Genomic DNA, 24,956 nt, shown 5'->3' on the forward strand with positions numbered 1-24,956 from the left:
GGTGCTGCTGCACAGAGCTGGCAGCAGGTAAGGACCTGCATGTCCGGAATGTCGCCTCGGGACCTGCCGGAACGGAGAGTGCGCAGGGCCCTACCGGGCCGAGGCCGCCTCCTCCTGCTCGGCCATGAGCTTGTCGTCCTTACGGGCGGCGATCCGCGAGACCCGGAACAGCGCCTTGCGGCGGGCACGGCCGAGCGGGAGCGCGATCCGGCCGATGCGGACGTCGAGCGGGCGGACGTCGAAGGTGCCGGACTCGCCGAGCTCGTCGATCAGCTGCTGCTGCTCGTCGGAGATCTGCTGCTCGTACTCCGAGGACACCGAGCCGCGGGCGATGCGGAACGCCGCGAGGGTCTCCGGCACGCCGAGGAAGTCGCCGTACTGCAGCAGCCGCATCCAGAGGTCGAGGTCCATGATGAACCGCCGGTCGGCACGCCAGCCGCCGGCCGTCACGAACTGCTCCTGCCGGAACAGGACGTTGCCCGGCTCGCCGATCGGGTTGGCGCCGTTGCGGATGACGCGACGGGCCACCTCGCTGCCCGAGTGCAGCCCGACGAGTCCGGCGCCCAGCCCGCGCCGGGGCACGAGGACGCGGCTCTGCTCGTCGATCATGTGCCGGCGGGACGCGACGAGGGCCAGCGACGGGTCGTCGCGCATCGGCGGCACCTGCAGCTCCAGGCAGCGCGGGTGCAGCAGGTCGTCGGCGCACACGAGCTTGACCAGGGGAGCGCGGCACAGCTGCACCGCGCGGTTCCAGTTCTCGCCCTGCGACAGGGTCTCGCGGTTGCGCTCCACCCGGATCCGCGGGTCGCGGAACGACGTCGCGATCTCCCAGCTGCGGTCGGAGCTGTTGTTCTCCAGCACGACGAGCTCGAAGTCCCGCCAGGTCTGCTCCAGGACACTGCGGATGGTCTCCGCGAGGTAGCTCTCACCGTTGTAGACCGGGATGCAGACGGACACGCTGGGCAGGAAGCCGCCGGGCCTCATCGGGTACCTCGCGGGATCGGGGACAGGACACGGACCGATCACGGTACCCGCCGGGGGACCACGTCCGGACGGCGGCGGCCGGGAACCGGCGACGGTCGCCGGGCGGGAGACGAAGGTCGACCCACCGCCCGTCCGTTCGTCGTGATCGACTGGCCGTTCGTCGGTAATTCGGCGTACGGCCCGCTACGCAGCGGCGTACGGGCGGTCCCGGGGACCACCGAACGGCGCACCGTCCGTACTATGAGGCGCTGTGTCCACCGGGTCGGAGCGCCTGCGGACGGCTCGTCGCGCAGCGGCGCTACGCCGTCCGGATGACACCCGCTGCGGTACGGGTCACGTAACGCAAGCGGCGGGGGCGCAGATAAGCCCTATGCCCCCCGTTGTGGGGGAACGCCACGATCCGGTGCCGCTGACGCCGCCGGACACCACCACATGCACGCCGAACCGCGCGCGCCCAGACCGATCGATTCGGGGGAGAGACCGGTGAACAAGCGCCCTGACCACGGAACCCACCGTCCGGACAGACCACGGGTGTCGGTGATCGTGCCGACCCGTAACGAGGCCCGCAACCTGGAGATCGTCCTCCCGGCCATCGCCGCCGTGCGGCCCGCCGTGCACGAGGTCCTCGTCGTCGACGGGAACTCCAAGGACGGCACCGTCGAGACCGCCCGGCGCGTCCTGCCCGGTGTGCGGATCGTCCGCCAGACCCGCAAGGGCAAGGGCAACGCCATGGCCTGCGGTTTCGCCGCGGCCAACGGTGACGTCCTGGTCATGTTCGACGCCGACGGCTCGGCCGACCCGCAGGAGATCCCGCGCTTCGTCCAGGCACTCGTCGAGGGCGCCGACTTCGCCAAGGGCAGCCGCTTCGCCAAGGGGGGCGGCAGCGACGACATCACCCTGCTGCGCAAGAGCGGCAACGCCGGCCTGAACCTGGTCGCGAACACGCTGTTCGGCACCCGCTACACCGATCTCTGCTACGGCTACAACGCGTTCTGGGCGGACATCCTGCCGCAGCTGGAGCTGCCGGCGGTGGACATGCCCCCGCACCCCGACGACGGCATGTACTGGGGCGACGGGTTCGAGATCGAGACCGTCCTGAACTGCCGGGTCGCCGCCGCCGGTCTGTCGATCACCGAGGTCCCCTCGAAGGAGCGGGAGCGGATGTTCGGCGAGACCAACCTGCGGACCTTCGCCGACGGCACCCGGGTCCTGCGCACCCTGGCCGCCGAGCGCCGCCGGGCCGGGCGCGAGCCCGGTGCCGCCGCCGCGCTGCCGGCCGCCGTCACCCCGCCCGCCGGGCACCCGGTGGCGCCGCAGCCGGGCCGGACCAACGGTACGAACCCGGCACCGCCCGTCTCCGGAAGCACCCCGCCCGCCGCTGCGCCGGAGCGTCCGCGCCCGGCCCCGCGGCCCGCGGAGGCCGACGCGCCGACCCTGCCGCCCTACCGGCCGCAGCCCTCGTCGCAGCCGGTCGCTCGTGATCGCCGTGGTCAGAAGGCCGGTGCCGCCGGTCTGTCCGGCCGCGCCGCCACGGCACCGGGTGGTGCGGACCGGGACGGGACCGGGCGTCACGACCCGGCCGGCGTGCGGTACGCATGGGGTGAAGAGGCGTCCTGACGACCGGCTACCGGGCCGGACCAGGCCCGGTGACCGCAGACCCGTGACCACGCGGGTCACACGACACACCACCGGCGCTCGTCCGATCGGACGGGCGCCGGTCATCGGAGGAAGGGGAGTGCCGCGGTGAGCGTGCCGTCCGCAGCAGAGCTGACCCGGGCGAGGACCGCGCGTCGCTACGTGGCGATCCTGCTCGTGGCGGCGGGGGTACTCGCCTGCGTGCTCAACATCGCGAACGTCAGCGGGGGCGGGCTCGGCGAGTTCCGGCTCCTGCTGACGATCGGCTTCCTGCTGCTCGGTCCGGGGTGGGCCGCCGCAGGGTTCCTGCGCCGCGCGCCCGCCGCGCACGTGTGGCTGCTGACGCTGGGCGTCGGGACCGCCGTGACGCTGATCGGCGGGCAGCTGATGGTGAGCCTCGGGCTCTGGTACCCGAGCGTCGCCCTGTTCGTCGTCACCCTGCTCAGCATCCCGTTCCTGCTACGGCACGCGGTGGTCGCACAGTGAGGCCGGTCGGGCCGGCGCACACCCGCCTCGGTGCGGGTGCCGCCGGTCCCGGCCCGGCCTCCGGTCCCGAGCGGAACCCGGCGGTGCCGGGCCGGCACGCCTCCGACTCCGGGACCCGTGCGATGCCCTCCCGTCCGACGGGCGGCCCCGGCCCGCACGACCCGTACGCCGACCCGACGACGCGGGCGCTGCCGGCCGCGGGGGGTGCCCCGGGCCCCGAGACCGGCCCGGACGCGCCGACCCAGCGCCTCGAGCCCGCCCGCGAACGCGTGCGGTCGCGCGAGCTCTCCGAGCAGCGCACCGAGTACATCCCGCTCGTGGGCCTGCGCGGCCCGGGCGAGAACCCGCCGCCACCCTCCGACCACGGCCCCGACACCGACGGCGACGACGGCGGGCACGGGAAGAACGGCGGGATCGGCGACGGGATCGCCCTCACCCTCTGCTCCGGTTTCGGCTCGATCGCCGGCCTGCTCGGCGTCCTGATCGCGGCGCGGATCATGCCGCAGGAGGAGGTCGGCCGGGCCTCGGAGTTCGTGTCGGCGTTCCAGCTGATCGGCGGGATGGCCCAGCTCAACCTGGGTCTCGGCCTGATGCGCTGGCTGCCCGGGGCGGGCCGGAGATCGGTCCGGCTGACCTTCGGCGCGTTGCTGCTGATCATGCCGTTGTCCGGCCTCATCGGCCTGGTGTACGGCGTGATCGTGCCGCGCATCGCCGAGACCGCCGGTGGCGGGAGTCTCGGGCTCGGCCTGCTGGTGCTGGTGCTGACCTGCGCGGGCTGGGGCGTGTTCGTCGTCCACGACTTCGTCATGGTCGCGATCGGGAAACCCTGGGTCGCGGTCTGGCGGAACGGGACGTTCGCCGTCGTCCGGATCGTGCTGCTGCTCGCGCTCGGTGCCTCGCTGCACTCGCAGGCGATGGTCCTGTCCTGGGCGATCCCGGTCGTCCTCTGGGTGGCTGCCGGTACCGCGATGCTCTGGTACATGACGCGGCGGTTCGCCGCGGCCGGTGGTCCCGGCATCGTCCCGAGCCGTGCCGAGGCGATCGCGTTCCTCGCCCCGACGGCCCTGGCCCAGTGCGGGAACGCGCTGCTCTACAACCAGGTGCCGCTGTTCGCGAACATCCGCATGGGCAACGAGATCGGCGCGGTGTTCTTCATCTGCTGGCAGGCGGTGACGGTCATCGACCTCGCCGCCACGTTCTTCACGAACTCGCTGGCCGTGCAGACCGCGCGGGAGCCGCACCGGGCCGACGAGTTCGCCCGGCTCGCGCGGCGTCGCATGCTCCTGTTGTTCCTGCCCGCGCTCGGCGTGGGAGCCGTCCTCGGCTACCCCGTGCTGTCGCTGCTGGGCGAGGGCTACGCGGCCGGTGCGCCGGCCCTGGCCGTCCTGATGGCCGGCCTGCTGTTCCGGCTGCTCGTCGTGTTCGAGCTGGCCCGGCGCCAGGCCGACGGCGACGGCATGGGCTACGCGAAGATCCAGTTGCTCAACACCGGACTGGTCGTCGTCTTCGCCGGCCTGGTCCCGCTGCCCGACCCGGCGACCACGTCCGTCAGCATGGTCATGCTGCCGATGGTGCTGGGCTATGTCGGCGCACAGGTGCTGTGCGCCCTCGCTCTCAGATTCGTCCCGGCGTGGAACCGCCGGCCTTCCACGGAGGTGAAGTCGTGACGTCGGAGACCCGCCGGACGGGCGGCCCCGACCCGTCCGCCCGGTCCCGCGGCGAGCAGGGCCGGGCCGGTCGGACCACGCAGGTCGAGGAGAGCCCGAGTGAACGGACGCAGTTCGTCGCGCCGCCCGGGCCGGACTCGCCCACGACGGCCGTGCGCGGACCCGTTCCGCGCCCGGGCGGCGACGGGCCGGTCCCGCCGCCACCTCCGGGCCCGGGTGGGCAGCCCCCGCCACCGCCCGGGCCCACCGGGCCGGTCGGCCCGTTGTGGACCTGGGCCGCGCCGGTGCTGGCCGTGCTGGCCGTCGTGCTGCTGCCGCTGGCCGCCGCGACGACCGACCTGTCGGACATGGGCGGCTGGGGTCTCGCCCCGGTCCTGAGCCCGCTGGCCTGGGTCGCGCTGCTGCTGGCGATCGCCTGCTGCGTGGTCGAGCTGTGGTCGCCGCGGCCGCGGATCCCGATGCTCGGCGCTGCGACGGGTGTGCTCGTCCTGTGCTCGACGGGCATGCCGTCGGTCGTGGAGCCGCAGGCCCGGTTCACCACCGCCTGGCTGATCTCCGGCTTCGTGGACGCGGTCTCGGCGAACAACGGCGTCCCGCCCACCGGTGTCGACGCCCGGTTCTACTGGCCGGGGTTCTTCGCCCAGTGGGCCTGGTTCCGTGACGCCGGCGGTGCCGACCAGCTGGACACGATCCTGCGCTGGTACCCGCCGGCCGTCACCGCGGTCTGGGCGATCGGCGTGTACGCGCTCGCCCGCTCGATGCTGGGCGGCACCCGCGCACCCTGGGTGGCCGCGTGGCTGTTCATCGGCCTGAACTGGATCGAGCAGGACTACTTCTCGCCGCAGGCCACCGCGATCGTGCTGCAGCTGACCGTCCTGACCTTCGCGCTCGGCCCGCTGGCGACCCGGCGGGTCGACAACGCCGGCATCGGCGGCTGGCCACGGTCGCACCGCGGTGCGCCACCGCTACCCCGGTGGCGGCGCTGGCTGGTCAGCGCGATGACCCCGCCGAACAGTCCGACGCTGCCGCCACGGCAGCTGCTGCTGATCTTCTTCTGCGCCGCGCTCTGCGTGATCGCGGTCGCGCCGACGCACCAGCTGACCCCGTTCGCGATCATCGGTCAGCTCGTCGTGCTGGCGCTGGTCGGCCGGTTCCGGGGCCGGGGCCTGGTGTTCATCGCGATCCTCGCGGTCACGGTGTTCATCCTGATCGCGGCCCGGGACTTCTGGATGACCCAGATCAGCATGATCATCGGCAGCAGCGACGAGGGTGGTGCGCTCGCGGCCGGTGTCACGGACCGGCTGCAGGGCGACACCGGCCAGATCGCGGTGAAGTTCATGCGGGCCGGCATGACCGGCCTCATCTACCTCATCGGGTTCGCCGGGGCCTGGGTCTACTGGAAGCGGCGTCGTGACCTGGTGCCGATCCTGCTGGCCGTCATCCCGATGGGCATGGCCGCGGTGCAGAGCTACGGCGGCGAACTCTTCCTGCGCATCCTGCTGTTCGGCCTGCCGATCCTGACGATCCTCGCGGTCGACGCGCTGCGGGCGTTCGTCCGGGTCGACCGCGCCCGGGAGAAGCTGCTCGCGGTCGCGATGGTCGCGGTCTTCGGGCTGCTGATCCTCATCCGTGGTGGCAACGAGGCCTACCTCGACGTCACCACCGAGGACGTCCAGATGACCCGGCAGGCGTACGACGCGGCCCCGCCCGGGGCGACCGTGCAGCCGCTGTCCACCATCGGCCCGTACGCGCTGGAAGGCGTCGGCGAGCACAACAACATGGCGTCCGGTGGCGAGGGCTGCGCGATCCTCGCGGCGGACGAGTTCCGGTGCATCGACCAGGTGCAGCCGCAGACGATCCTGTTCTACGGGTCGATCGAGAAGCAGGGGGTCGTGCTGAACGACCGGCAGCCGGGCTGGACGATCGCGATCCGCGACCAGCTGATCGCCTCCGGCCAGTACCGGGCGACCTACGAGAACGGGTTCAACGCCGTCCTCGTCCGCAACGAGGTCGCTCCGGCCCCGGGTGTCCCGGCACCGGCCCCGCCGGCCGGGGACGCCCCGGCACCGGCTGCAGGGGAGGAGGTGCCGGCCCCGTGACCGGATTCGCACTCACCTGGATCGTGTTCGCCCTGGTGCTGGCCCTGTTCGGGGCCCGTGCCTGGGTGGTGGAGACCAACCGCGGTCGGCTGAGCACCGGAGGTGCGGCCCAGCGGGGCATGACCGTCGCCGTCGTGGGGTCGGTCGTGCTGCTGGCGGTGATGCTCGTCCTCAACGGCGGGGTCGAGCTGGTCCAGCTCGTCATGACCGGGCAGACCGACATCACCGCCCCGGCCGAGCCCCTCCCGGGCCAGGACCCGGCCGTGCCGGTGCCCCCGGGCGGCGCGCCCGCTCCTCCGGCGAACTGACCCGCCGCACACCACGAGGCCCGGTACCCGAACTGGGGTACCGGGCCTCGTCGTCCCGGGTCCGCGGACCCCGGGGGATCAGCCGGAGAAGCCGATCGCCACGTACTTGGTCTCGAGGAACTCGTCGATCCCGACGTTGCCGCCCTCCCGGCCGAGCCCGGACTCCTTGACCCCGCCGAACGGTGCCGCCGGGTTCGACACCAGGCCGGTGTTCAGGCCGATCATCCCGCTCTCCAGGTTCTCCGCGATGCGCAGCGCCCGGTTGATCTCACGGGTGTAGACGTAGTTGACCAGGCCGAACTCGGTGGCGTTGGCTGCGTCGAGGGCCTGCTGCTCGGAGTCGACGACCGTGATCGGCGCGACCGGGCCGAAGATCTCCTCGTGGTTGAGCCGGGAGTCGGCGGGCACGTCGGTGAGCACGGTGGGCGGGTAGAAGTAGCCCGGCCCGTCCTGGGCCTTCCCACCGAGTGCGACGCTCGCGCCGTTCGCGACGGCGTCGGCGACCAGGTCGGTGACCTTGTCCCGGCCCTTGGCGTCGATCAGCGGCCCGACGTTGACGCCGTCCTCGGTGCCCCGGCCGACCTTGAGCGCGCCCATCCGCTCGGCCAGCTTGGTCGTGAACTCCTCGACGACGCCGCGCTGGACGTAGAACCGGTTGGCCGCGGTGCACGCCTCGCCCATGTTCCGCATCTTGGCGACCATGGCGCCCTCGACGGCGGCGTCGACGGCGGCGTCGTCGAGCACGATGAACGACGCGTTGCCGCCGAGCTCCAGCGAGCTGCGCAGCACCTTGTCCGCGGCCTGCTCGAGCAGCTTCTTGCCGACCGGGGTGGAGCCGGTGAAGGAGATCTTGCGGGCGCGCCCGTCGCGGATGATCGGCTCGATCACGGCGCCGGCGTCGGTCGCGTTGATGACGTTGAGACCGCCGTCGGGCAGACCGGCGTCGGCGAGGACCTGGGCGAACGCCAGCATCGTCAGCGGCGTCTGCGGGGCAGGCTTGATGATCGACGCGCAGCCGGCCGCGATCGCCGGCGCGATCTTGCGGGTGCCCATGGCGAGCGGGAAGTTCCACGGCGTCACGAACACGCAGACACCGACGGGCTGGCGGATCGTGAGGAACCGGGTCTGCCCGTTCGGCGCGACCTGGTAGCCGCCGTCGATCCGGACGGCCTCCTCGGCGAACCAGCGCAGGAACTCGCTGGCGTAGACGACCTCGCCGCGCGCCTCGGCGACCGGCTTGCCCATCTCCAGGGTCATGAGCAGCGCCAGATCGTCGGCGCGCTCGTGGAGCAGCTGATAGGCCCGGTAGAGGATCTCGCTGCGCTGCCGGGGCGGCAGTGCGGCGATCCCCGGCTGGGCGGTGTGCGCGGCGGACAGCGCGTCCATGCCGTCGGCCGGGGAGGCGTCGGCGACCTCGGTCAGCACCTCACCGGTGGCCGGATCCTCGACCTTCGCGGTGGCCCCGTTCGCGGCCGGTCGCCACTGCCCGCCGATGAACAGCCCGGTCGGGACGGCCTCCAGGACCCTGCGCTCGTCAGCATTGGTGGTCATGGCCGCAACGTACCCCGGTGAGAAGCGGCATGGACACCGGCGAGCCGCGCCGTCGTGGGTGATGATGGCGGTCGTGGCAGGAGCAACGACGACGCTGACCAGACTGCCGGAGCTGGTGCCCGACCCGGTGGAGCTGCCGGGGCACCTGGCCGGCCTGCGGGCCGAGGTCCGGGAGTTCCTCGACGCCGAACGCGCGGCCGGGGCGTGGACCCCGCGGGCCGACGTGTGGCTCTCCGGCTGGGACGCCGGCTTCTCGCGACGGCTGGGGGAGCGCGGCTGGCTGGGCATGACGATCCCGGCGGAGTACGGCGGGCACGGCCGCTCCGCGCTGGAGCGCTACGTGGTGACCGAGGAGCTGCTCGCCGCCGGTGCCCCGGTGGCGGCGCACTGGATCGCCGACCGGCAGATCGGGCCCTCGCTGCTCCGGCACGGCACCGAGGAGCAGCGCCGGGCGTTCCTGCCCGGCATCGCCCGCGGCGAGGTCTACTTCGGCATCGGCATGTCCGAACCGGACTCCGGCTCCGACCTCGCGTCGGTACGGACCCGGGCGGAGAGGGTCGACGGCGGCTGGGAGCTGTCGGGCACCAAGGTCTGGACGTCCGGTGCGCACCACGCGCACGCGTTCTTCGCGCTCGTCCGCACCGAGCCCCGCGACGACGGCAACCGGCACGCGGGATTGTCGCAGTTCCTGGTGGAGCTGGACCGGCCCGGCGTCGAGATCCGGCCGATCCCGCTGCTCACCGGCGCGCACCACTTCAACGAGGTGCGGTTCGACCGGGTCTTCATCCCGGACGAGCGGGTCTTCGGCGAGCTGGGCAACGGCTGGGCGCAGGTCACGGGCGAGCTCGCCTTCGAGCGGTCCGGGCCGGAACGCTTCCTCTCGACCTACCCGCTGCTGGCCGCGCTGGTCGGCGAGCTGACGGCCCGCGGTGACGTGGACGCGGGCACCCGCCGGCGCATCGGTTCGCTGGTGTCCCGGGTCTGGACGCTCCGGTCGATGTCGCTGGCCGTCGCCGGAGCCCTGGAGTCGGGGGAGGCCCCCGAGCTCGCGGCGGCCCTGGTGAAGGACCTCGGCACGCGCTACGAGAACGAGATCGTCGACGCGGCCCGGCTGCTCGTCGACGTCCCGCCGGATCCCGGTGCCGAGGCCGGTTTCGCCCGGCTGCTGGCCGACGCGGTGCTCCACGCACCCGGCTTCACACTGCGGGGCGGTACGAACGAGGTCCTGCGCGGCATCGTCGCGCGGGGGATGGGACTGCGCTGATGGCACGCAACGCCGAGCTGGCCGAGCTGGCGGAGTCGATCTTCGCGGACTCGTACGACAAGGACGCCGCCGGATTCGACGCCGCGGCCTGGAAGGCGTGCGCCGGGTCCGGGCTGACGACGCTCACCGCCCCGGACACGGGCGGCACCCTGGACGACGCCGCCGTCCTCCTGGAGGCGGCCGGGGCCTGGGCGGCGCGGATCCCGCTGGCCGAGACCGACCTGCTCGCGGGATGGCTGGCCCGGGCCGCCAGCGTCACCGTGCCCGACGGGCCGCTGGCCGCGGTGGTCACCGGGCCCGCCCCCGGAGGATCCGGGCCCGGCGGGACCGCCGGGGGGACGCTGACCTCCACCGGTGACACGGTGTCGGGCACCCTCACCCGGGTGCCGTGGGGGCGGTCGCTCGCCGCGGTCGTCGTCCTGGACGGGGACCGGGTGCTGGTGCTGGACGCCTCCGCCGCCGCGGTCACCGAGGGCGTCAACCTCGCCGAGGAGCCGCGGGACACTCTGACCCTGACGGGCGTGACGCCGCTCGCGTCCGGTGCGGCGCCGTCGGGTGCCGCGGAGGAGCTCGCGCTGCGCGCCGCGCTGGCCCGGTCGCTGCTGCTCGCCGGTGCCGCCCGCGGGGCGCTGGCCCGCGCGATCGGCTACGCCGGGGAGCGGCAGCAGTTCGGCCGCCCCATCGGGAGGTTCCAGGCCGTGCAGCAGATGCTCGCCGAGGCGGGTTCCGAGGTCGGCGCGGCGTCGGCCGCCTCCGCCGCCGCAGCCCGCACCGCACAGAACGTGGGGTTCGCCGACCCGGCGACCGGGTTCGCCGTCGCCGCCGCGAAGGCCCGGTGCGGGGAGGCCGCCACCGCGGTGGCCCGGATCGCGCACCAGGTGCACGGCGCGATCGGCTTCACCCGGGAGCACGACCTGCGGCTCGTGACGACCCGGCTCTGGGCGTGGCGCGACGAGGACGGCGACGAGTCGTACTGGACCGACCGGGTCGGCACCGCGGCCCTCGCCGCCGGCCCGGACGGCCTGTGGCCCCTGGTGACCGGCCGCCCCTGACCCACCGCGCCACCACCCCGCAGCCCCACAACCCCGCCACCCCGCCGCCCCACCCACCGCTCGCGCACTCGGTCTCCTGGCCCTTCGCGCTCACCGGATCCGAGTCCGCTCGCCCGATCGCGTGAGCATCGCCGCATCCGGTGAGCGTCTCCGGGACAGCGGTCCGTGAGTGAGTGGCCCGCGGATGGGCGGTGCGGGGTGGGCGGTGCGGAGCGGGCGGTGGTTCGGGAGGGGTGGGCGTCGGTGGGTGACTCGGGGCCGGCTCGGGGTGGCTCGGGGCCGGTTCTGTGGCGCTCAGGCCTGGGCGAGCTTGCGGAAGTCCCAGCTGCTGATCTTCTCGGGGCGCAGCCGCAGCCACCCGTGCCGCCCGTCGATCAGGACGTGCCCGCCGGTGTAGCGGTCCGCGAAGCTCTGCTCGACGCGCTCCAGCTCCGGGTTCGGCTCCCCGGTCCGCGGCACCTCGCCGACGATCTCGACCGAGCCGCGCAGCTCGACCCCGCGCAGCTCGTCGTAGGCGTGCCCGGCGTCGACGACGACCGCGATCCGCGGGTCCCGCTCCAGGTCGGTCCACCGCTGGGACCGCGACAGCGAGGTCAGCCACAGCGCCCCGCCGTCGGCGCCGTCCCAGAGGTACCAGAGCGGGGTGGCGTGCGGGCCGTTCGTGCCGTTGGTCGCGACCCGGCAGGTCCGCTCCTCGGCGAGGAACGCGGCGATCTCCTCGGGGGTCATCGCGATCTTCCGTGCGCGGCGTTGCGGCTTCGGTGCGGTCATACCCCGAACCTAGATCACCATCGGCCGCCCCGAGCGTTGCGTCCGGGTCCGCCGGACCGCCCGGGTGTCACGCCCGGCGGGTCGTCCGGCTCACCTGGACGGTCGACGGCGGACGTGGGGCGGACCCGGTGCTCGGCGGATGCGCCGGACGGTCCGGCGCCGGCCTGCGGGAGCAAAGGCCCCGCCCGATGGTGACGTCGCCGGCGGCCGGCATCCGCGCGGCGCCCCGCCCGCGCCCGTCCGGAGGGCCCGGGAGAGCATCGGGACCGTGCTCAGCCCCGGTCTCGAGTCGATCCTCGCGCGCCCCCGTCCCACGCCCTTCCTCGCGCTCGACCCGCAGGTCGTGCGGGAACGGCACGCCGCGCTCGCCGCGGCGTTCGGCGACGCGCGGATCCTGTACGCGGTGAAGGCCTGCCCGGAGCCCGCGGTGCTGCGGGTGCTGGCCGACGCCGGTGCCGGGTTCGACGTGGCCTCCCAGAACGAGATCGCGCTGTGCCTGGCCGCCGGCGCCGACCCGGCGTCGCTGCAGCACGGCAACCCCGTGCGCGGTCCCGGCGCCGCGGCCCGCGCGGCCGCCGACGGGGTGTGCCGGTTCGTCACCGACAGCGCCGAGGACGTCGACGCCCTCGCCGCCGAGGTCCCCGGGGCCCGGGTACAGGTCCGGCTCTCCGTCGACGACGCCGGGTCGGCCACCCCGTTCCACGGCAAGTTCGGGGCGCTGCCCGGCGAGGCCGTCGCGCTGCTCCGCCGCGCGGCCCGGCTCGGGCTGGAACCGGTGGGGGTCACGTTCCACGCCGGGTCGCAGCAGACCCGTCCGGCGACCTACGCCGAGGCGGTCGCCGTCGCCCTCCGGACGGCCGGACGGGCCGGACTGCGCCGTCCCGAGCTGGACCTCGGTGGGGGCTGGCCGGTCACGTACCGCGCGGACGTCCCCGGGCCGGGCGAGTTCGCGGCCGCCGTCCGTGCCGCGGTCGCGGGCGCGGTGGCCGCCGGGCACGTCGACGGCGCCGATCTGCTCCTCGAACCGGGACGCGCGATCGCCGGCCCCGCCGGGGTGCTCCGGGCGACGGTGCTGCGGGTGTCGCGCCGGCCCGGCATCGACCACCGTCGCTGGGTCTACCTCGACGTCGGCCGCTACCAGGGCCTCGCCGAGACCGAGGGGGAGGCGATCGGCTACCCGCTGCGCGTGCCGGGCCGCAGCGGGCCGGACGGGCCGTGCGTGCTGGCCGGCCCCACCTGCGACGGCGACGACGTCATCTACCGGCGGACCCCGGTGGTGCTGCCGGGTGACCTCGCCGCGGGCGACGTCGTCGACCTGCTGCACGCGGGCGCCTACACGGCCAGCTACGCCTCGGTCGGCTTCAACGGGTTCGGCCCGCTCGACGTCGTCGTGGCCGGCACGGCATGAGGCGTGCCACCGCCCGGCGCGCAGAGGGGGCACACGTCCCGCCGGGCGTTTAACGTGTCCGGACGTGTCACTCTCGACTTCGCCGACCCCGCCCGCGCCGTCCGAAGCGGCCGGAGAGCTCCATCCGAGCGTCGCGCTCACCGGATCGGAGAGTCCCGCGCTGCCGAGCACGGCGTCACCGGTGGGCCGGCACGTGCTCGCCGAGCTGGGCGGCATCGCGCCGGCGGTGCTCGACGACGTCGACCGGCTCCGTACCGAACTCGCCGGCGCGCTGACCGAGGCCGGTGCCCAGGTCCGGCAGATCGTCACCGAGCGCTTCGAGCCGCAGGGCGCGACCGTCGTCGCCGTGCTCGCCGAGTCGCACGCGTCGATCCACACCTGGCCCGAGCACGGCGGCATGCACGTCGACGTGTTCACCTGCGGTGAGAGCGCCGACCCGGTCGCGGCCGTGCGGAACCTCGCCGCGCGGGTGGACGCGTCCGACACCGCCCTGCAGGTCGTCGACCGCGGCGGCGCCCCGCGCACCGTCACCGAGCCGATCTCCGACGACCTGACCCGGCGCTGGCAGCTCGGCACCGTGCACCACGTGTCGCACACCGGGTTCCAGAAGGTGGTCGTCGCCGACACCGCGCACGGCGTCACCCTGTTCTGCGACGACGAGCGCCAGTCCGCCGAGCACACGCAGCTCACGTACCACGAGGCGCTCGTCTGGCCGGGCGCGCTGCTCGCCCGAAGGCTGGACCGGGTGCTGATCGTCGGCTCGTCCGAGGGGGTCGCGTCCGAGATGGCCGTCGCCGCGGGTGCCCGGCACGTGGACCACGTCGACATCGACACCGAGGCCGTCCGGATCTGCGCCGAGCACCTGCCCTACGGCTACACACCCGAGACGCTCGCCGCGGCCGAGCGCGGTGACGGCCCGGTCCGGCTGACCTACGCCGACGGCAGGCGGTTCGTGCTCGACGCAACCGAGCACTGGGACCTGATCCTCGTCGACCTCCCCGACGAGCGGCCCGACGAGCCCGACGCCCAGATCAACCGGCTCTACGACGAGGAGTTCGTCCGGGCCTGCTCGCGGCGGCTGACCGAGGGCGGCGTGCTCGTGTTCCAGGCCGGCAGCCCCGCCGTCTGGCGCGACGCGACCCTGCGCGCGGCCTGGCAGCGCTTCCGGTCCGTGTTCGGCGAGACCGGCGGGCGCGGGGTCTACATCGGCTGCGAGGAGCACGAGTGGGCGTTCCTGGCCGGGGTCCGCGAGCCGCTCGACGACCCCGGTGCGACGGCCGCCGCCCGCCTCGCGGAGATGCCCTCGCGTCCCGCCCTGTGGGACGAGGTGTCCCTCCGCCACCGGCTCGTCGCGCCGCTGGCGCTGCGCCGCCTGGGGGAGTGAGCCGAGCACCCCGCCGTTCCGCCGCCTCGGCCGCCCGGCCGCCCGTTCCGCGGCCCGGGGCACCCCGTCGCCCGGTGCCGCACCCCTCGCAGCGGGTGCGGCACCCGGGTACGGAGTGCCGGGCCCGGGGAACGGGTGCGGCACTCCGGCACGAGGTGCCGGGCCCAGGGGTGCGGCACCCGGGCACGGGGTGCCGGGCCCAGGGACGGTGTGCGGTGGCCGGGGACGGGTGTGCGGCGGGGGAGGAGAGCGCGTCCCGGTCACCGTTGGCGCACGTGGCGTAACCGCGGCTCCCGATGATCGTTGGGCGGGACAGGCCGGTGCGGTGAGCTCCGGTCCCCCCCACGACCGGAGGTCCGAGAGCTCGTGCGCCGTCCCCGTCCCGCCCGGTGGCTCGCCGTGGCGACCATGACCCTGCTGAGCTCGGCGGGGATGGGTGCTCTCGCTCCCGCCCAGGCGGAGGCCCCGACGACGTTCGCCGAGACGACGATGTCGGCGCGCAACCTGGACACGGCCCCGGTCGGGCGCTACGTCGCCCTCGGCGACTCGTACGCGGCCGGGCCGCTCGTGCCGCTGCAGACCGGGCAGCCCGCCGGGTGCCTGCGCTCGGACCACAACTACCCGTCGGTGCTGGCCCGCTCGGCCGGCTTCGCGGACTTCACCGACGTCTCGTGCAGCGGCGCGACCACCGAGGACATGACCGCCGCGCAGGAGGTGAAGCTCGGCCCGAACCCGCCGCAGCTCGACGCGCTGGACGGCTCGGAGTCCCTGGTCACGCTCACCATCGGTGGCAACGACATCGGCTTCGGCGAGATCATCCAGGAGTGCGCGACGCGGTCGTCGACGAACCTGCTCGGCTCCGCCTGCAAGGACTTCTACACCGAGGGCGGTGACGACCAGCTCGCCGCGCGCATCGACGACGCCTCCTCGAAGGTCGCCGACGTGCTCTCCGAGATCCGGGACCGGGCGCCCGCCGCGCGGGTCGCCGTCGTCGGGTACCCGTCGATCCTCCCGGACACCGGCCCCGGCTGCTACCCGGTCGCGCCGTTCAGCGCCGGCGACACGGCCTACCTGCGGGACACCGAGAAGCTGCTCAACGGGATGCTCGCCGAGCAGGCCGCCGAGGCGGGCCTCGACTACGTCGACACCTACGGCCCGACGGTCGGCCACGACATCTGCCAGCTCCCCGGCGTGAAGTGGACCGAGGGGCTCGTCCCGACCTCGCCCGCGGCACCCGTGCACCCGAACGCGCAGGGGATGCGGGCGATGGCGGCCGCGACCGGCGCGGTGATCGGCGTCCCGGTGGCTGCGCCGTCCTCGCAGCCGGTCCCGGCCGAGGCCGCGGCCGCCCGCACGAACGGCTGACGACACCCGGTCCACTGTCGGGGCGGCGTGTCAGACTCGCCGCCGTGAGCGGGTGGACGAGCGGGCGGAGGCCCGCGTGGTGGGCCGAGCTGCGCTCCCGGGCGGCGGCCGTCGATCCCGGGCACACCCGCCTGCACCTCGCGTCGGTGGCGACGGCGTCGATGATGACCGCCGCGCTCGTCATGAGCGGGCTGCGGGCGCTCACCGGGCAGCCGGTGACGATCGTGCTGTTCGCCGTCGTGCTGGCGATGGTCGGCAACCTCGCGGTGAACGAGCCGGAGCTGCGCCGCCGCCGGGTGACGACGGCGCTCATGGTGCTCCCGGCCTGCGCCTCGGCGACGCTCTCGGCGCTGTTGTCCGGGCACCGGGTCGTCGCGGACGTCGTGTTCGTGCTGGTCATGATCGTGGCCGTCGCGGTCCGGCGGTGGGGCCCGCGCGGCGTCGCCCTCGGCATGGCCGCGTTCATGCCGTACTTCTTCGTGCAGTTCCTGCAGGCCGGGCCCGCCCAGCTGCCCTACCTGCTGGCCGGCGCGGTGGTCGGCATCGGCAGCACGTTCCTGCTGCGCTGCGTGGTGTTCACCCGCCGGGTCGAGGTCGTGCTCGAGGCGCTCGTGCGGTCCTTCGAGGCCCGCCTGCACGTGCTGCTGCTGGCCGCCGTCGACGTCCTCGATGAGCCGGGCGGTCTCGCCGACCCGGATCTCGATCCGCTGCTCCGTGCGCAGGCCCGGCTCAACGCGACGGCGCTGGCCGTCGCGGACCGCCTCGACGACGCCGACGACGACCCGGCCGCCCGGCGCCCGGTGTACCTGCCCGGCGGCGCCCGTCCCGGCGGACCGGACGACGCCGAGACCGAGATCGCCGGGTTGCGGCAGTGGATCGTCGACTCCGAGCTGGCCGCCGAGCGGGTCGCGATGTCGATCCGGCGGACCGTCGAGCACCACGACCCGATCCCCGGCCCGGACCGCGAGGCGCTCGCGGCGGGGGTGCGGGCGCTGGCCGCGGCGACGGCCGTCGGGACTCCGCGCGCGATCGCCGCGAGGCTCTACCAGGAGGCTCGGGAGGCGGTCGGCGAGATCGTCGGACGGCCCGGTGGCACCGGGGCGGAGGCCCGCGAGCAGCGGATCGGGTTCGCCGTGCTCCGGCTCGCCGACGCCGTGCAGTCCACCATCGAGGAGGCGTGGCGGGGGATCGCGCGGCGCCGCGACGCACCCGGGGAGGACCCCTCCGACGACGACACCGGGGGCGCGGGCCTGCAGGGCGGGCCCGAGCTGCACACCCGGCAGGCGGTGCAGGTGGGCGTCGCGACCAGCCTCGCGATCGTCGTCGGCGAGCTGATCTCCCCGGCGCGCTGGTACTGGGCGGTGATCGCGGCGTTCGTCGTGTTCGCCGGCACCGCGAGCCGCGGTGACGTCCTCAGCCGCGGCTGGGCCAGGGCGGTCGGGACCGCGGGCGGGGTGGTCGCCGGGATGCTGCTGGCGCTGCTCGTCGCCGGGAACCTCGTCGCCAGCCTCCTGCTGCTCTTCGCCTGCGTGTTCCTGGCGCTGTACCTGGTCCGGATCTCGCAGGCCATGATGGCGTTCTGGATCACCGCGGTGCTGGCGCTGCTCTACGGCGTGATCGGCCAGTTCAGCGTGGAGACGATGCTGCTGCGGGTCGAGGAGACCGTGGTGGGCGGCGCGCTCGGCATGCTCGCCGCCTACCTGATCCTCCCCACCCGGTCCCGGACGGCGTTCGCCGAGGCGCTCGACGACGCGCTGACGGCCGTGGACGTCTCGCTGCGGTGCTCGGTGGACCGGGCGCTGGGCCGGCCGGGGGAGAACCCGCTGGAGAAGGCGCGGGAGGTCGACGAGGCCGTCGCCACCGTCCGGGAGCGCGCCCGGCCGCTGGAGCACCCGGTCGCCCGCAGGCCGCTGCGCCGCGGGGTGCACCACACCGCGCGGGTGGTCGGCGCGCTGGACCACTACACCCGGCTGCTCGCCGCGCAGGCCGCCGTCGCACACGTCCCGGAGTGGGCCACGACCCTGGACCCGGCCACCGACCGGGTCCGGCGGAACGTCGACGGCCTGCGCCGGATCCTCGTCGACGGCTGGGGCCCGGCGGCCCGCCGCGAGCACGCCCCGGGCACGAGTCCCGCCGACTACGGCGTCGGGTCCGCCGAGGACCTGATCGACGCCGCGGAGGCCGACGCGGCGTCCTCGGGTCCCGCGACCGGCCGCACCGGCGGGGCGGTGGACCCCTTCGGCGCGCTGCCCGCGGGCCACGGTGCCACGGACACCGCGGGCTGGGTCGCACCGGCCGATCCGCGGACCCGCGACAGCGCCGCCGGCGCCCCGCCCGGGGACCGGCTCCGGCGGCTCGCGGCCGCCCGGCTGCTGCGGCGGATCGACCAGCTCGCCGTCGGGCTCGCCCGGGAGCTGAGCGGCGGGACCCGGCACGAGGCGCCGGAGCCCCGGACCGGGACCGACGGGATCCGCAGCGGCCCGGGTTAGGCTCCGGTGCGTGATCACCGTGAGCACCACCGACGGCGTCGGGCTGATCGAGCTGAACCGCCCCGAGCGGCGCAACGCGCTGGACATCGCCACCTGCAGGCAGCTCGTCGGGGCGGCGGAGCAGGTCCGCGCGGACGGGGCGCGGGCGGTCGTCGTCGCGGGGAACGGTCCGGCGTTCTGCTCCGGGGCCGACTTCGGCGAGGTCTACACCGAGGAGTTCCTCGACGCCCTCTACGCGGGCCTGCACGCGGTCGCCGACCTGCCGATGCCGGTCGTCGCGGCGGTCACCGGCCCCGCGATCGGCGGTGGCCTGCAGCTCGCGCTGGCCTGTGACCTGCGGGTCGCGGCCCCCGAGGCCGTGTTCGGGCTGCCGACGGCGCGGCTCGGGCTCGCCGTCGACCCCTGGACGATCGAGCGGCTGGTGCAGATCGCCGGCGGGGGCACCGCACGGAGCCTGCTGCTCGCCTGCGCGACGCTCGACGCGACGACGGCGCACGCCCGCGGACTCGCCGACACCCTCGGCGACCGGGACACCGCCCTGGCACTGGCCGCCGACATCGCCACGATGGCCCCGCTGACCCTGGCCTACAACAAGCGGACCGCGAACGCGTTCGGCCGCGGCGGGGACACCGCCCCCGGTGTCGTCACCGACCTGCAGGCCGAGTTCGACGCCTGCTGGCAGGCCGAGGACATCACCGAGGGCCGGACGGCCCGCGCGGAGAAGCGCGCGCCCGCCTTCCGGGGCCGCTGACGCCCGTCCGGACGCGTGCGGACCCCCCGCACGGATGAAGATCCTCTTCGGCTACCCTCCGGAAGCAGATGATCGCGGAGGGCGTCGAGTCCGCGTGGTCGTCGCCCCGGAACGGACGGCAGTCGCCGCCGGCCGGGCTCGACAGGAGGACGGGACGGATGCAGCGACGGATCCGGCGTGGCCGGTGGATCGGTTCCCTGGCCGGGGTGCTGGCGCTGGCCGCCGCACTCACCGCGGGCGTCGCGATCGCCGAGCCGTCGTCCGACTCGGCCGAGCCGGCCCCCGCGTCCGCACCGCAGGTCGCCTCCGGTGCGCTCGTCCCGGGCACGCCGTGCACGGCGTCGGCGCGGGCGTGCGTGGACGTCGCCGCCCGCTCGACCTGGCTGATCGAGGACGGCGCCGTCGTCACCGGGCCGGTGCCGATGCGCCCCGGCGACGCGTCCGACCCGACCCCGCGCGGGACGTTCGGCGTGCAGTGGAAGGCCGAGCAGTGGACCAGCCGGGAGAGCTGGACGCAGATGCCCTGGTCGGTGTTCTTCGCCGAGGGCGGCGTCGCCTTCCACCAGGGCCGGATGGACACGCCGTCGGCGGGGTGCGTGAAGCTCGACGAGGCGAACGCGAAGGTCTGGTTCGACGGCCTCCAGGTCGGCGACCAGGTCCAGGTGCACTGAGCCTCCTGTCCGCACCGGACCATGGGTGACCGGCGGATGTCCTGCCGTGCAACCGGGTGTGACGTTTCTCCCGGAGCCTTTCTACACACCGTAGAACGGTTCGCGTAGGATGAGCTGCGTGACGAGTCTGGGGGAGCTGGAGCGAGCGGTCATGAACGTCCTGTGGGAGACCGACCGGGACATGACCGCGCGTGAGGTGCAGGACCAGCTCGCCGACCGGGACCTGGCCACCACCACCGTGCTCACGGTGCTGGGCCGCCTCGAGCGCAAGCAGCTGGTGCAGCGGATCCGCGACGGCCGGGCGCACCACTACCGCCCGGTGGCCAGCCGCGAGGACCACGTGGCGGAGCTGATGAGCGACGCCCTGGACGACGCGTCCGACCGTGGCGCCGCGCTCGCCCGCTTCCTCGGAACGATGTCCGACGAGGAGCGCTCGCGGCTCCGGGACCTGCTGGGCTGAGCGCACGCGGCCACCGGTCCGGCCGCCCGGCTCCCCGTCGTATCGGAGGGGTCGTGCAGCGCGCCGCCGCAGGTTCGGCCACGATGTGACGCGATGGAGCTGATCGCGCTGGGACTCGGGCTGCTCGGCCTGGCACTCGCCGAGCCGTTCAGCCGTGCGCTCGCGGGGGCCCGCTGGCCCGCGCGGGACCCGGTGGGGGCCCTGCTGCTGTGGCAGGCCGTCGGGCTCGGCGGGGGGATCTCGCTGTTCGGTGCCGGGCTGGCCTACGGGCTGTCCCCGATGGGCGACAGCCTCCCGGCCGCGGCGTGGGCGTTCCGGGAGTCGCTCGCGTCGGGCGGCTGGCCCGCCGCGATGGACCCGCTGCACGTGGGCGCGCTGCTGATCGCGCTCGGCCTGCTGATCCGGCTGCTGGCGGTCCTGGTCGTCACCACGGTCCGGACGCTGCGGGCCCGCCGCCGCCACCGCGACCTGCTCGACGTCCTCGCCACCCCCTGGCCGTACGCCTCCGGTACCCGCGTGCTCGACCACCCGGTCCCGGTCGCCTACTGCCTGCCCGGGCGCAGCTCGCGGCTCGTCGTGTCGGCCGGGGTGCTGGACGCCCTCGACACCCCCGGTGTCGTCGCCGTCCTCGCCCACGAGCGCGCCCACCTGCGGGAACGGCACGATCTGGTGGTCCTCCCGTTCGTCGCGTGGGGCGCGACGGCGCCGTTCGTGCGCGGGATGGTGTGCGCCCAGCTCGCCGTCGCCCGGCTGATCGAGATGCGGGCCGACGACGTCGCCCGCAAGCTGTGCGACCCCACCGAGCTGGCGACGGCGCTCAAGGCCGTCGGCGGGTCGGCCCCGGCGGCGGCGCTGTCGTCGTTCACCGACGCGCTGGAGGCCCGGATCGACCGGGTCACCGCCCCGCCGGCGCCGCTGCCCGCGGCGGTGCGGTGGCTGGTCCGTGTGGTCGCGGTGGCACTCGTCGCCGGGCCGCTGTGGCTGCTGCTGGCCCCCTGATCACGGCCCGCGGGGCCCCCTGATCACAGCTCGCGCCGATACGCTGCCCGGCATGACGCTGCCCGACGCGCACGGGTTCGAGGGCCGTACCCGTGCACTGGCCGACCGGGGCGTGGTCGGTGTGACGATCGGCTGGGCCGACAACAACGGCGTCCTGCGCTCGCGCACGGTGCCGGTCGAGAGCCTGTCCGACGTGGCCCACCGCGGCGTCGGGGTGACGTCGCTGTTCGCCGTCTTCGACACCGGCGACGCCATCACGTTCGACGCGCCCGGGATCTCGACCCCGTCCGGCGACGTCCGGCTGGTCCCGGCGGCCGGCCCGGACGCCGTCGTCCCGCTCGCCCGGCGGCGCGGTCTGGGCTGGTCGCCGGGCCGGCTCGTCGCCGACGACGGGGCCGCCTGGCCGTACGACCCGCGTGGGGTCCTCGAACGGCAGCTCGCTGCCGCCGACCGGGCCGGCGTGACCGTGCGCGCCGGGTACGAGCTCGAGTTCGCGCTCTACCTCGACGACGGCGCCGAACCCCCGGTGCCCGCCTTCACCGGACCGGTCTACGGGCCGAACGCGCTGGTCGGCCTGGACGGCTTCGTCACCCGGCTGTTCGGCGACCTGCGCGACAACGGGGTCCCGGTCGGGCAGTTCCACGCCGAGTTCGGGCCCGCCCAGATCGAGCTGAGCATCGAGGCCGCCGATCCGCTCACGGCCGCGGACCGCCAGCTGCTGGCCCGCCAGACGGTGCACGCCGCGGCGGCCGCGCACGGGTTCCGGGCGAGCTTCGCGCCCCTGCCGTCGACGTCGTCGGCGGGCAACGGCTGGCACCTGCACACCTCGGTCTCCCGCGGCGACGTCCCCCTGCTCGCCGGTGGTGAGGGCCCGGCGGGGCTGACCGGCGACGGGGCCGCGTGGCTGGCCGGGCTGCTCCGCGACCTGCCTGCCGTCGCCGGGGTGACCGCGCCGAGCGTCGGGTCGCTGCACCGGCGCCGTCCCGGCCACTTCGCCGCCGCGTACGCGTTCTGGGGCGTGCAGAACCGGGAGGCGGCGCTGCGGATGGTCCCGGCGACCGGACTGCTCGGTGCGGCGCACGCGAACGTCGAGCTGAAGGTCTCCGACGCCTCCGCCAACCCCTACCTCGCCCAGGCCGTGGTCATCGGCGCCGGGCTGGCGGGGCTGGCCGACCGGCCCCCGCTGCCGGACCCGATGCAGAGCGATCCCGGTACGTGGACCGCCGCCGACCGGCTGCGGGTCCTGCTCGACAACGTCGTCGGCATCCCGCTGCTGCCGATCGCGAACGTCCTGACCCGGTGGTTCGTCTCCTCGCACACCCCGGCCGAGGATCTCGAGGCGTTCCTGGAGACCGGCGACGACAGCGGCCTGCCGCGCGCGGACTGGCGGGTCGGGCACTTCGTCGTGCTCTACGGCCGCGAGGACGGCCCGGGCGGGACACTGCTCGCCGTCGCCGACACCTACCCGCAGCTCGGCGAGCGGGGGACGCACCGGCAACCGCTGCCGTGGGTCGCGGCGGCGCTGGCCCGCCGCCGTCGCCGGGCGGGTGGCCTGGTGCTCGTCACCCCAGCGGACCGGCGGGGGGAGGCGGAGGCCGCGGTGCGGGCGGCCGGCATGCGGGTCGAGTGGTGGGACAACGGCACCCCGGACCCCGGGCCGGCGGACTGACCCATGGTGGGCGTCGTCAGTTCCGGGCGGGTTCGGACGTGTCCAGCCGGTACGTCTGGAACAGCGCGGGGGCGCCGTCCGCGGCGAGGATCGCGCGGGTCGCGGCGACGTGGCGGGCCCGGGTCCGTTCCAGCGCGCCGGGCCGTCGGCGGATCCACGCCCGCCGGGCCCGCACCACGCATGCACCGGCGCCGAGGAGCGCATCGAGCCCGGCGTTGCGGCGCAGACCCAGCGCGTCCGCGGTGGCCGGCCCGTGGAAGCGGCGGCCCAGGACCTCCAGCAGGAGACGGCCGGCCGGGAGCGGGAGCCGCAGGGGCTCGCGGAGCAGCCCCGCGACGGCGTCGACGGTGGCGGCCGCGAGCGTGCGGGACTGCGGGGCGAGCGGCCCGGTGACGGCACCGACGAGCGCGTCGAGCCGGGCGGCCCCCGCGTGGCCGGTGATCCCCTCGAGCAGCTCCGGCTCGATGCCGAGCTGGTGGGCGAGCACCTGCCAGTAGGCGTACACCTCGGCGGTCTCCGGACCGGTGAGCCTGAAACCGATGGTCTCCTCGGCGGTCAGCGAGACGAGGGTGAAGTCGAGCCAGGTCCGGGCGAGGTCGATCTGGTTGATCGCGACACCGTGCACCGTCTCGTCGTAGCCGCGGGTGCGCGCGAGCTCCCGCATGTGCGCGTGCAGCATCCGGACCTGCAGCGTCGTGACGTAGCCGGGGCTGCCGGGACGCAGCCCGCCGGGCAGGGTCGCCGAGAGCAGCCAGCGGCCGGTCTCGGCGAGGCGCCGCTCCGCCCCGTCGACGAGCCGGCCGGTGGTGTCGAGCAGGACCGCGATCGACGGCGACCCGTAGGTGCGCAGCAACGCCCCGGCGGACAGCGAGAGGGTGTGCACGGGCGGCGGTGAGGTGAACAGCGGCCGCGCACCGGTGTCGAGCAGCGCCGGGTCGGCGCCCGGGGGCAGCGACTCCGCCGACGCCAGCAGCGCGGCGACGGCGGGCGGCGGGTCCTCCAGCGCGGCGAGCCCCTCCCGGATGCCGAGATCGAGCCGGGCACGGACCTCGCGACCGCCGTCCCGGATCTCGGCGACGACGGCGTCCGCGAGCGGATCACCGGTGCGCAGCGCGCGCCCGGCGAGCTCGGCCCGCTCCGCGCCGACGCGTGCGGCGAGATCGGTGCAGGTGATGCGGCCGGTGGGCCAGTGCGTGCTCACGAGCGTTCTCCCTCCGCGGTCCGCGCGGGTTCCCGGGCCAGACCGTGGCTGTCGAGGAGGCGGGCCATGTGGTCGCGGATCCGAGCCGGATCCGGTTCGGCCGGGTCGAGCGCACCGAGGGTGGCCAGCCCGACCACCGAGGCGAACAGCTCGCGGGCCCGGTCCCGGTTGCCGAGGTGGTCCTGGATCAGGTCGACGACGGCGTCCTGCCCGCCGGGCGGCGCGACCCGGCCGGGATCGCGGGCGGCGCGGATCCGCAGCTCCAGCATGGTCAGGTACGCCCGACGACCCGGGCCGAGCAGGTCGACGAGGTAGGTCGTGCAGGCGTCGAGCAGGGTGAGCTCGCCGGCCCGGCTGCGCCGGGTCAGGTCCGCGAGCCGTGCGGTCGACCGGTCGTCCAGCTCCGCGACGACGGCGGCGAGCAGGTCCGCGACCGTGCCGAAGTGGTAGGTGGCCGACGCGGGGGAGACCCCGGCCCGGGACGCGACCTCGCGCAGGGTGAGCCGGTCGAACCCGCCGGTGGTGACGACGTCGACGGCTGAGTCGACGAGTGCGCGGCGGGTGTCCGCACCGCGACGGCGACGCCCGTCCCGCGTGCCCTCCATCGGTCCTCCCGGAGCCGCCCGACAAACTATCTGTACAGCCAGACAGTATTCTCTGCCGCCAGGCCGGCGCACCGTGGCGCCGGTCACCCCGGACCTTCCGCCCGGGGCACGACGCGATCGCGCGCCGGTCGCCGCGA

Annotated in this window: 21 protein-coding genes; 16 read left to right on the forward strand and 5 right to left on the reverse strand. The window is 75.0% G+C overall.

Annotated elements, in window-relative coordinates; genetic code table 11:
* Positions 1-90 precede the first annotated feature (90 nt).
* The gene (locus AD017_RS26260; RefSeq protein WP_010224347.1) at positions 91-984 is read right to left on the reverse strand and encodes a glycosyltransferase; all 894 of its coding nucleotides are present in this window, start codon (positions 982-984) and stop codon (positions 91-93) included.
* 543 nt (positions 985-1,527) lie between these two features.
* Between AD017_RS26260 and AD017_RS33685 the strand changes: the two genes are divergently transcribed.
* The 5 genes from AD017_RS33685 (at position 1,528) to AD017_RS35535 (ending at position 7,179) form a co-directional block, all read left to right on the forward strand.
* Positions 1,528-2,601, forward strand: coding sequence for a glycosyltransferase family 2 protein (locus AD017_RS33685; protein ID WP_255358468.1), 1,074 nt, complete (start codon positions 1,528-1,530; stop codon positions 2,599-2,601).
* A gap of 126 nt (positions 2,602-2,727) precedes the next feature.
* Entirely contained in the window at positions 2,728-3,105 is a 378-nt protein-coding gene (locus tag AD017_RS26270; RefSeq protein ID WP_139316786.1) for a hypothetical protein, read from the forward strand.
* Positions 3,106-3,227: 122 nt separating this feature from the next.
* Entirely contained in the window at positions 3,228-4,772 is a 1,545-nt protein-coding gene (locus AD017_RS26275; RefSeq protein ID WP_145982604.1) for a lipopolysaccharide biosynthesis protein, read from the forward strand.
* Positions 4,769-6,871: a hypothetical protein gene (locus AD017_RS35530; protein ID WP_060575898.1), complete on the forward strand. Its 2,103-nt coding sequence runs from the start codon at positions 4,769-4,771 to the stop codon at positions 6,869-6,871. Before AD017_RS26275 ends, AD017_RS35530 begins: the two co-directional genes overlap by 4 nt.
* Positions 6,868-7,179, forward strand: coding sequence for a hypothetical protein (locus AD017_RS35535; protein WP_060575899.1), 312 nt, complete (start codon positions 6,868-6,870; stop codon positions 7,177-7,179). Before AD017_RS35530 ends, AD017_RS35535 begins: the two co-directional genes overlap by 4 nt.
* Positions 7,180-7,257: 78 nt before the next feature.
* Here AD017_RS35535 and AD017_RS26290 read toward each other — a convergent pair whose 3' ends face one another.
* A complete protein-coding gene (locus AD017_RS26290) occupies positions 7,258-8,730 on the reverse strand; it encodes an NAD-dependent succinate-semialdehyde dehydrogenase (RefSeq protein ID WP_060575900.1) in 1,473 nt (490 codons plus the stop codon).
* A 64-nt stretch (positions 8,731-8,794) separates the two neighbouring features.
* Here AD017_RS26290 and AD017_RS26295 point away from each other — a divergent pair, with 64 nt between their 5' ends.
* Entirely contained in the window at positions 8,795-9,994 is a 1,200-nt protein-coding gene (locus tag AD017_RS26295; RefSeq protein ID WP_349675489.1) for an acyl-CoA dehydrogenase family protein, read from the forward strand.
* A complete protein-coding gene (locus AD017_RS26300) occupies positions 9,994-11,046 on the forward strand; it encodes an acyl-CoA dehydrogenase family protein (RefSeq protein WP_060575902.1) in 1,053 nt (350 codons plus the stop codon). Before AD017_RS26295 ends, AD017_RS26300 begins: the two co-directional genes overlap by 1 nt.
* Before the next feature lie 294 nt (positions 11,047-11,340).
* Here AD017_RS26300 and AD017_RS26305 read toward each other — a convergent pair whose 3' ends face one another.
* Positions 11,341-11,817, reverse strand: coding sequence for a pyridoxamine 5'-phosphate oxidase family protein (locus AD017_RS26305; protein ID WP_060575903.1), 477 nt, complete (start codon positions 11,815-11,817; stop codon positions 11,341-11,343).
* Positions 11,818-11,956: 139 nt separating this feature from the next.
* On the opposite strand from AD017_RS26305, the gene AD017_RS26310 reads away from it, so the two are divergent.
* The 9 genes from AD017_RS26310 (at position 11,957) to AD017_RS26350 (ending at position 23,013) form a co-directional block, all read left to right on the forward strand.
* A complete protein-coding gene (locus AD017_RS26310; protein ID WP_082398970.1) occupies positions 11,957-13,225 on the forward strand; it encodes a type III PLP-dependent enzyme in 1,269 nt (422 codons plus the stop codon).
* A 64-nt stretch (positions 13,226-13,289) separates the two neighbouring features.
* Complete coding sequence (speD, locus tag AD017_RS26315) at positions 13,290-14,609, forward strand: adenosylmethionine decarboxylase (protein WP_227012594.1); 1,320 nt, start codon at positions 13,290-13,292, stop codon at positions 14,607-14,609.
* Between the two features lie 408 nt (positions 14,610-15,017).
* On the forward strand, positions 15,018-15,974 hold the full coding sequence (locus tag AD017_RS26320; protein WP_139316784.1) for an SGNH/GDSL hydrolase family protein: 957 nt from the start codon (positions 15,018-15,020) through the stop codon (positions 15,972-15,974).
* A 44-nt stretch (positions 15,975-16,018) separates the two neighbouring features.
* A complete protein-coding gene (locus AD017_RS26325) occupies positions 16,019-18,463 on the forward strand; it encodes an FUSC family protein (RefSeq protein ID WP_060575905.1) in 2,445 nt (814 codons plus the stop codon).
* Between the two features lie 10 nt (positions 18,464-18,473).
* A complete protein-coding gene (locus AD017_RS26330) occupies positions 18,474-19,214 on the forward strand; it encodes an enoyl-CoA hydratase (protein WP_060575906.1) in 741 nt (246 codons plus the stop codon).
* A gap of 158 nt (positions 19,215-19,372) precedes the next feature.
* Positions 19,373-19,885, forward strand: a complete 513-nt coding sequence (locus tag AD017_RS26335) for a L,D-transpeptidase (RefSeq protein WP_029239514.1) — start codon at positions 19,373-19,375, stop codon at positions 19,883-19,885.
* A 118-nt stretch (positions 19,886-20,003) separates the two neighbouring features.
* A complete protein-coding gene (locus tag AD017_RS26340) occupies positions 20,004-20,345 on the forward strand; it encodes a BlaI/MecI/CopY family transcriptional regulator (RefSeq protein WP_010229669.1) in 342 nt (113 codons plus the stop codon).
* A gap of 93 nt (positions 20,346-20,438) precedes the next feature.
* A complete protein-coding gene (locus tag AD017_RS26345) occupies positions 20,439-21,344 on the forward strand; it encodes a M56 family metallopeptidase (RefSeq protein ID WP_010229670.1) in 906 nt (301 codons plus the stop codon).
* Between the two features lie 52 nt (positions 21,345-21,396).
* Positions 21,397-23,013: a glutamine synthetase family protein gene (locus AD017_RS26350; protein WP_060575907.1), complete on the forward strand. Its 1,617-nt coding sequence runs from the start codon at positions 21,397-21,399 to the stop codon at positions 23,011-23,013.
* A 16-nt stretch (positions 23,014-23,029) separates the two neighbouring features.
* Here AD017_RS26350 and AD017_RS26355 read toward each other — a convergent pair whose 3' ends face one another.
* Together AD017_RS26355 and AD017_RS26360 are read right to left on the reverse strand one after the other, a co-directional pair.
* Positions 23,030-24,214, reverse strand: a complete 1,185-nt coding sequence (locus AD017_RS26355; RefSeq protein WP_060575908.1) for an oxygenase MpaB family protein — start codon at positions 24,212-24,214, stop codon at positions 23,030-23,032.
* Entirely contained in the window at positions 24,211-24,819 is a 609-nt protein-coding gene (locus AD017_RS26360; protein ID WP_010234051.1) for a TetR/AcrR family transcriptional regulator, read from the reverse strand. Before AD017_RS26360 ends, AD017_RS26355 begins: the two co-directional genes overlap by 4 nt.
* Positions 24,820-24,956 lie beyond the last annotated feature (137 nt).

The sequence above is a fragment of the Pseudonocardia sp. EC080619-01 genome (assembly GCF_001420995.1).
Lineage (GTDB): Bacteria > Actinomycetota > Actinomycetes > Mycobacteriales > Pseudonocardiaceae > Pseudonocardia.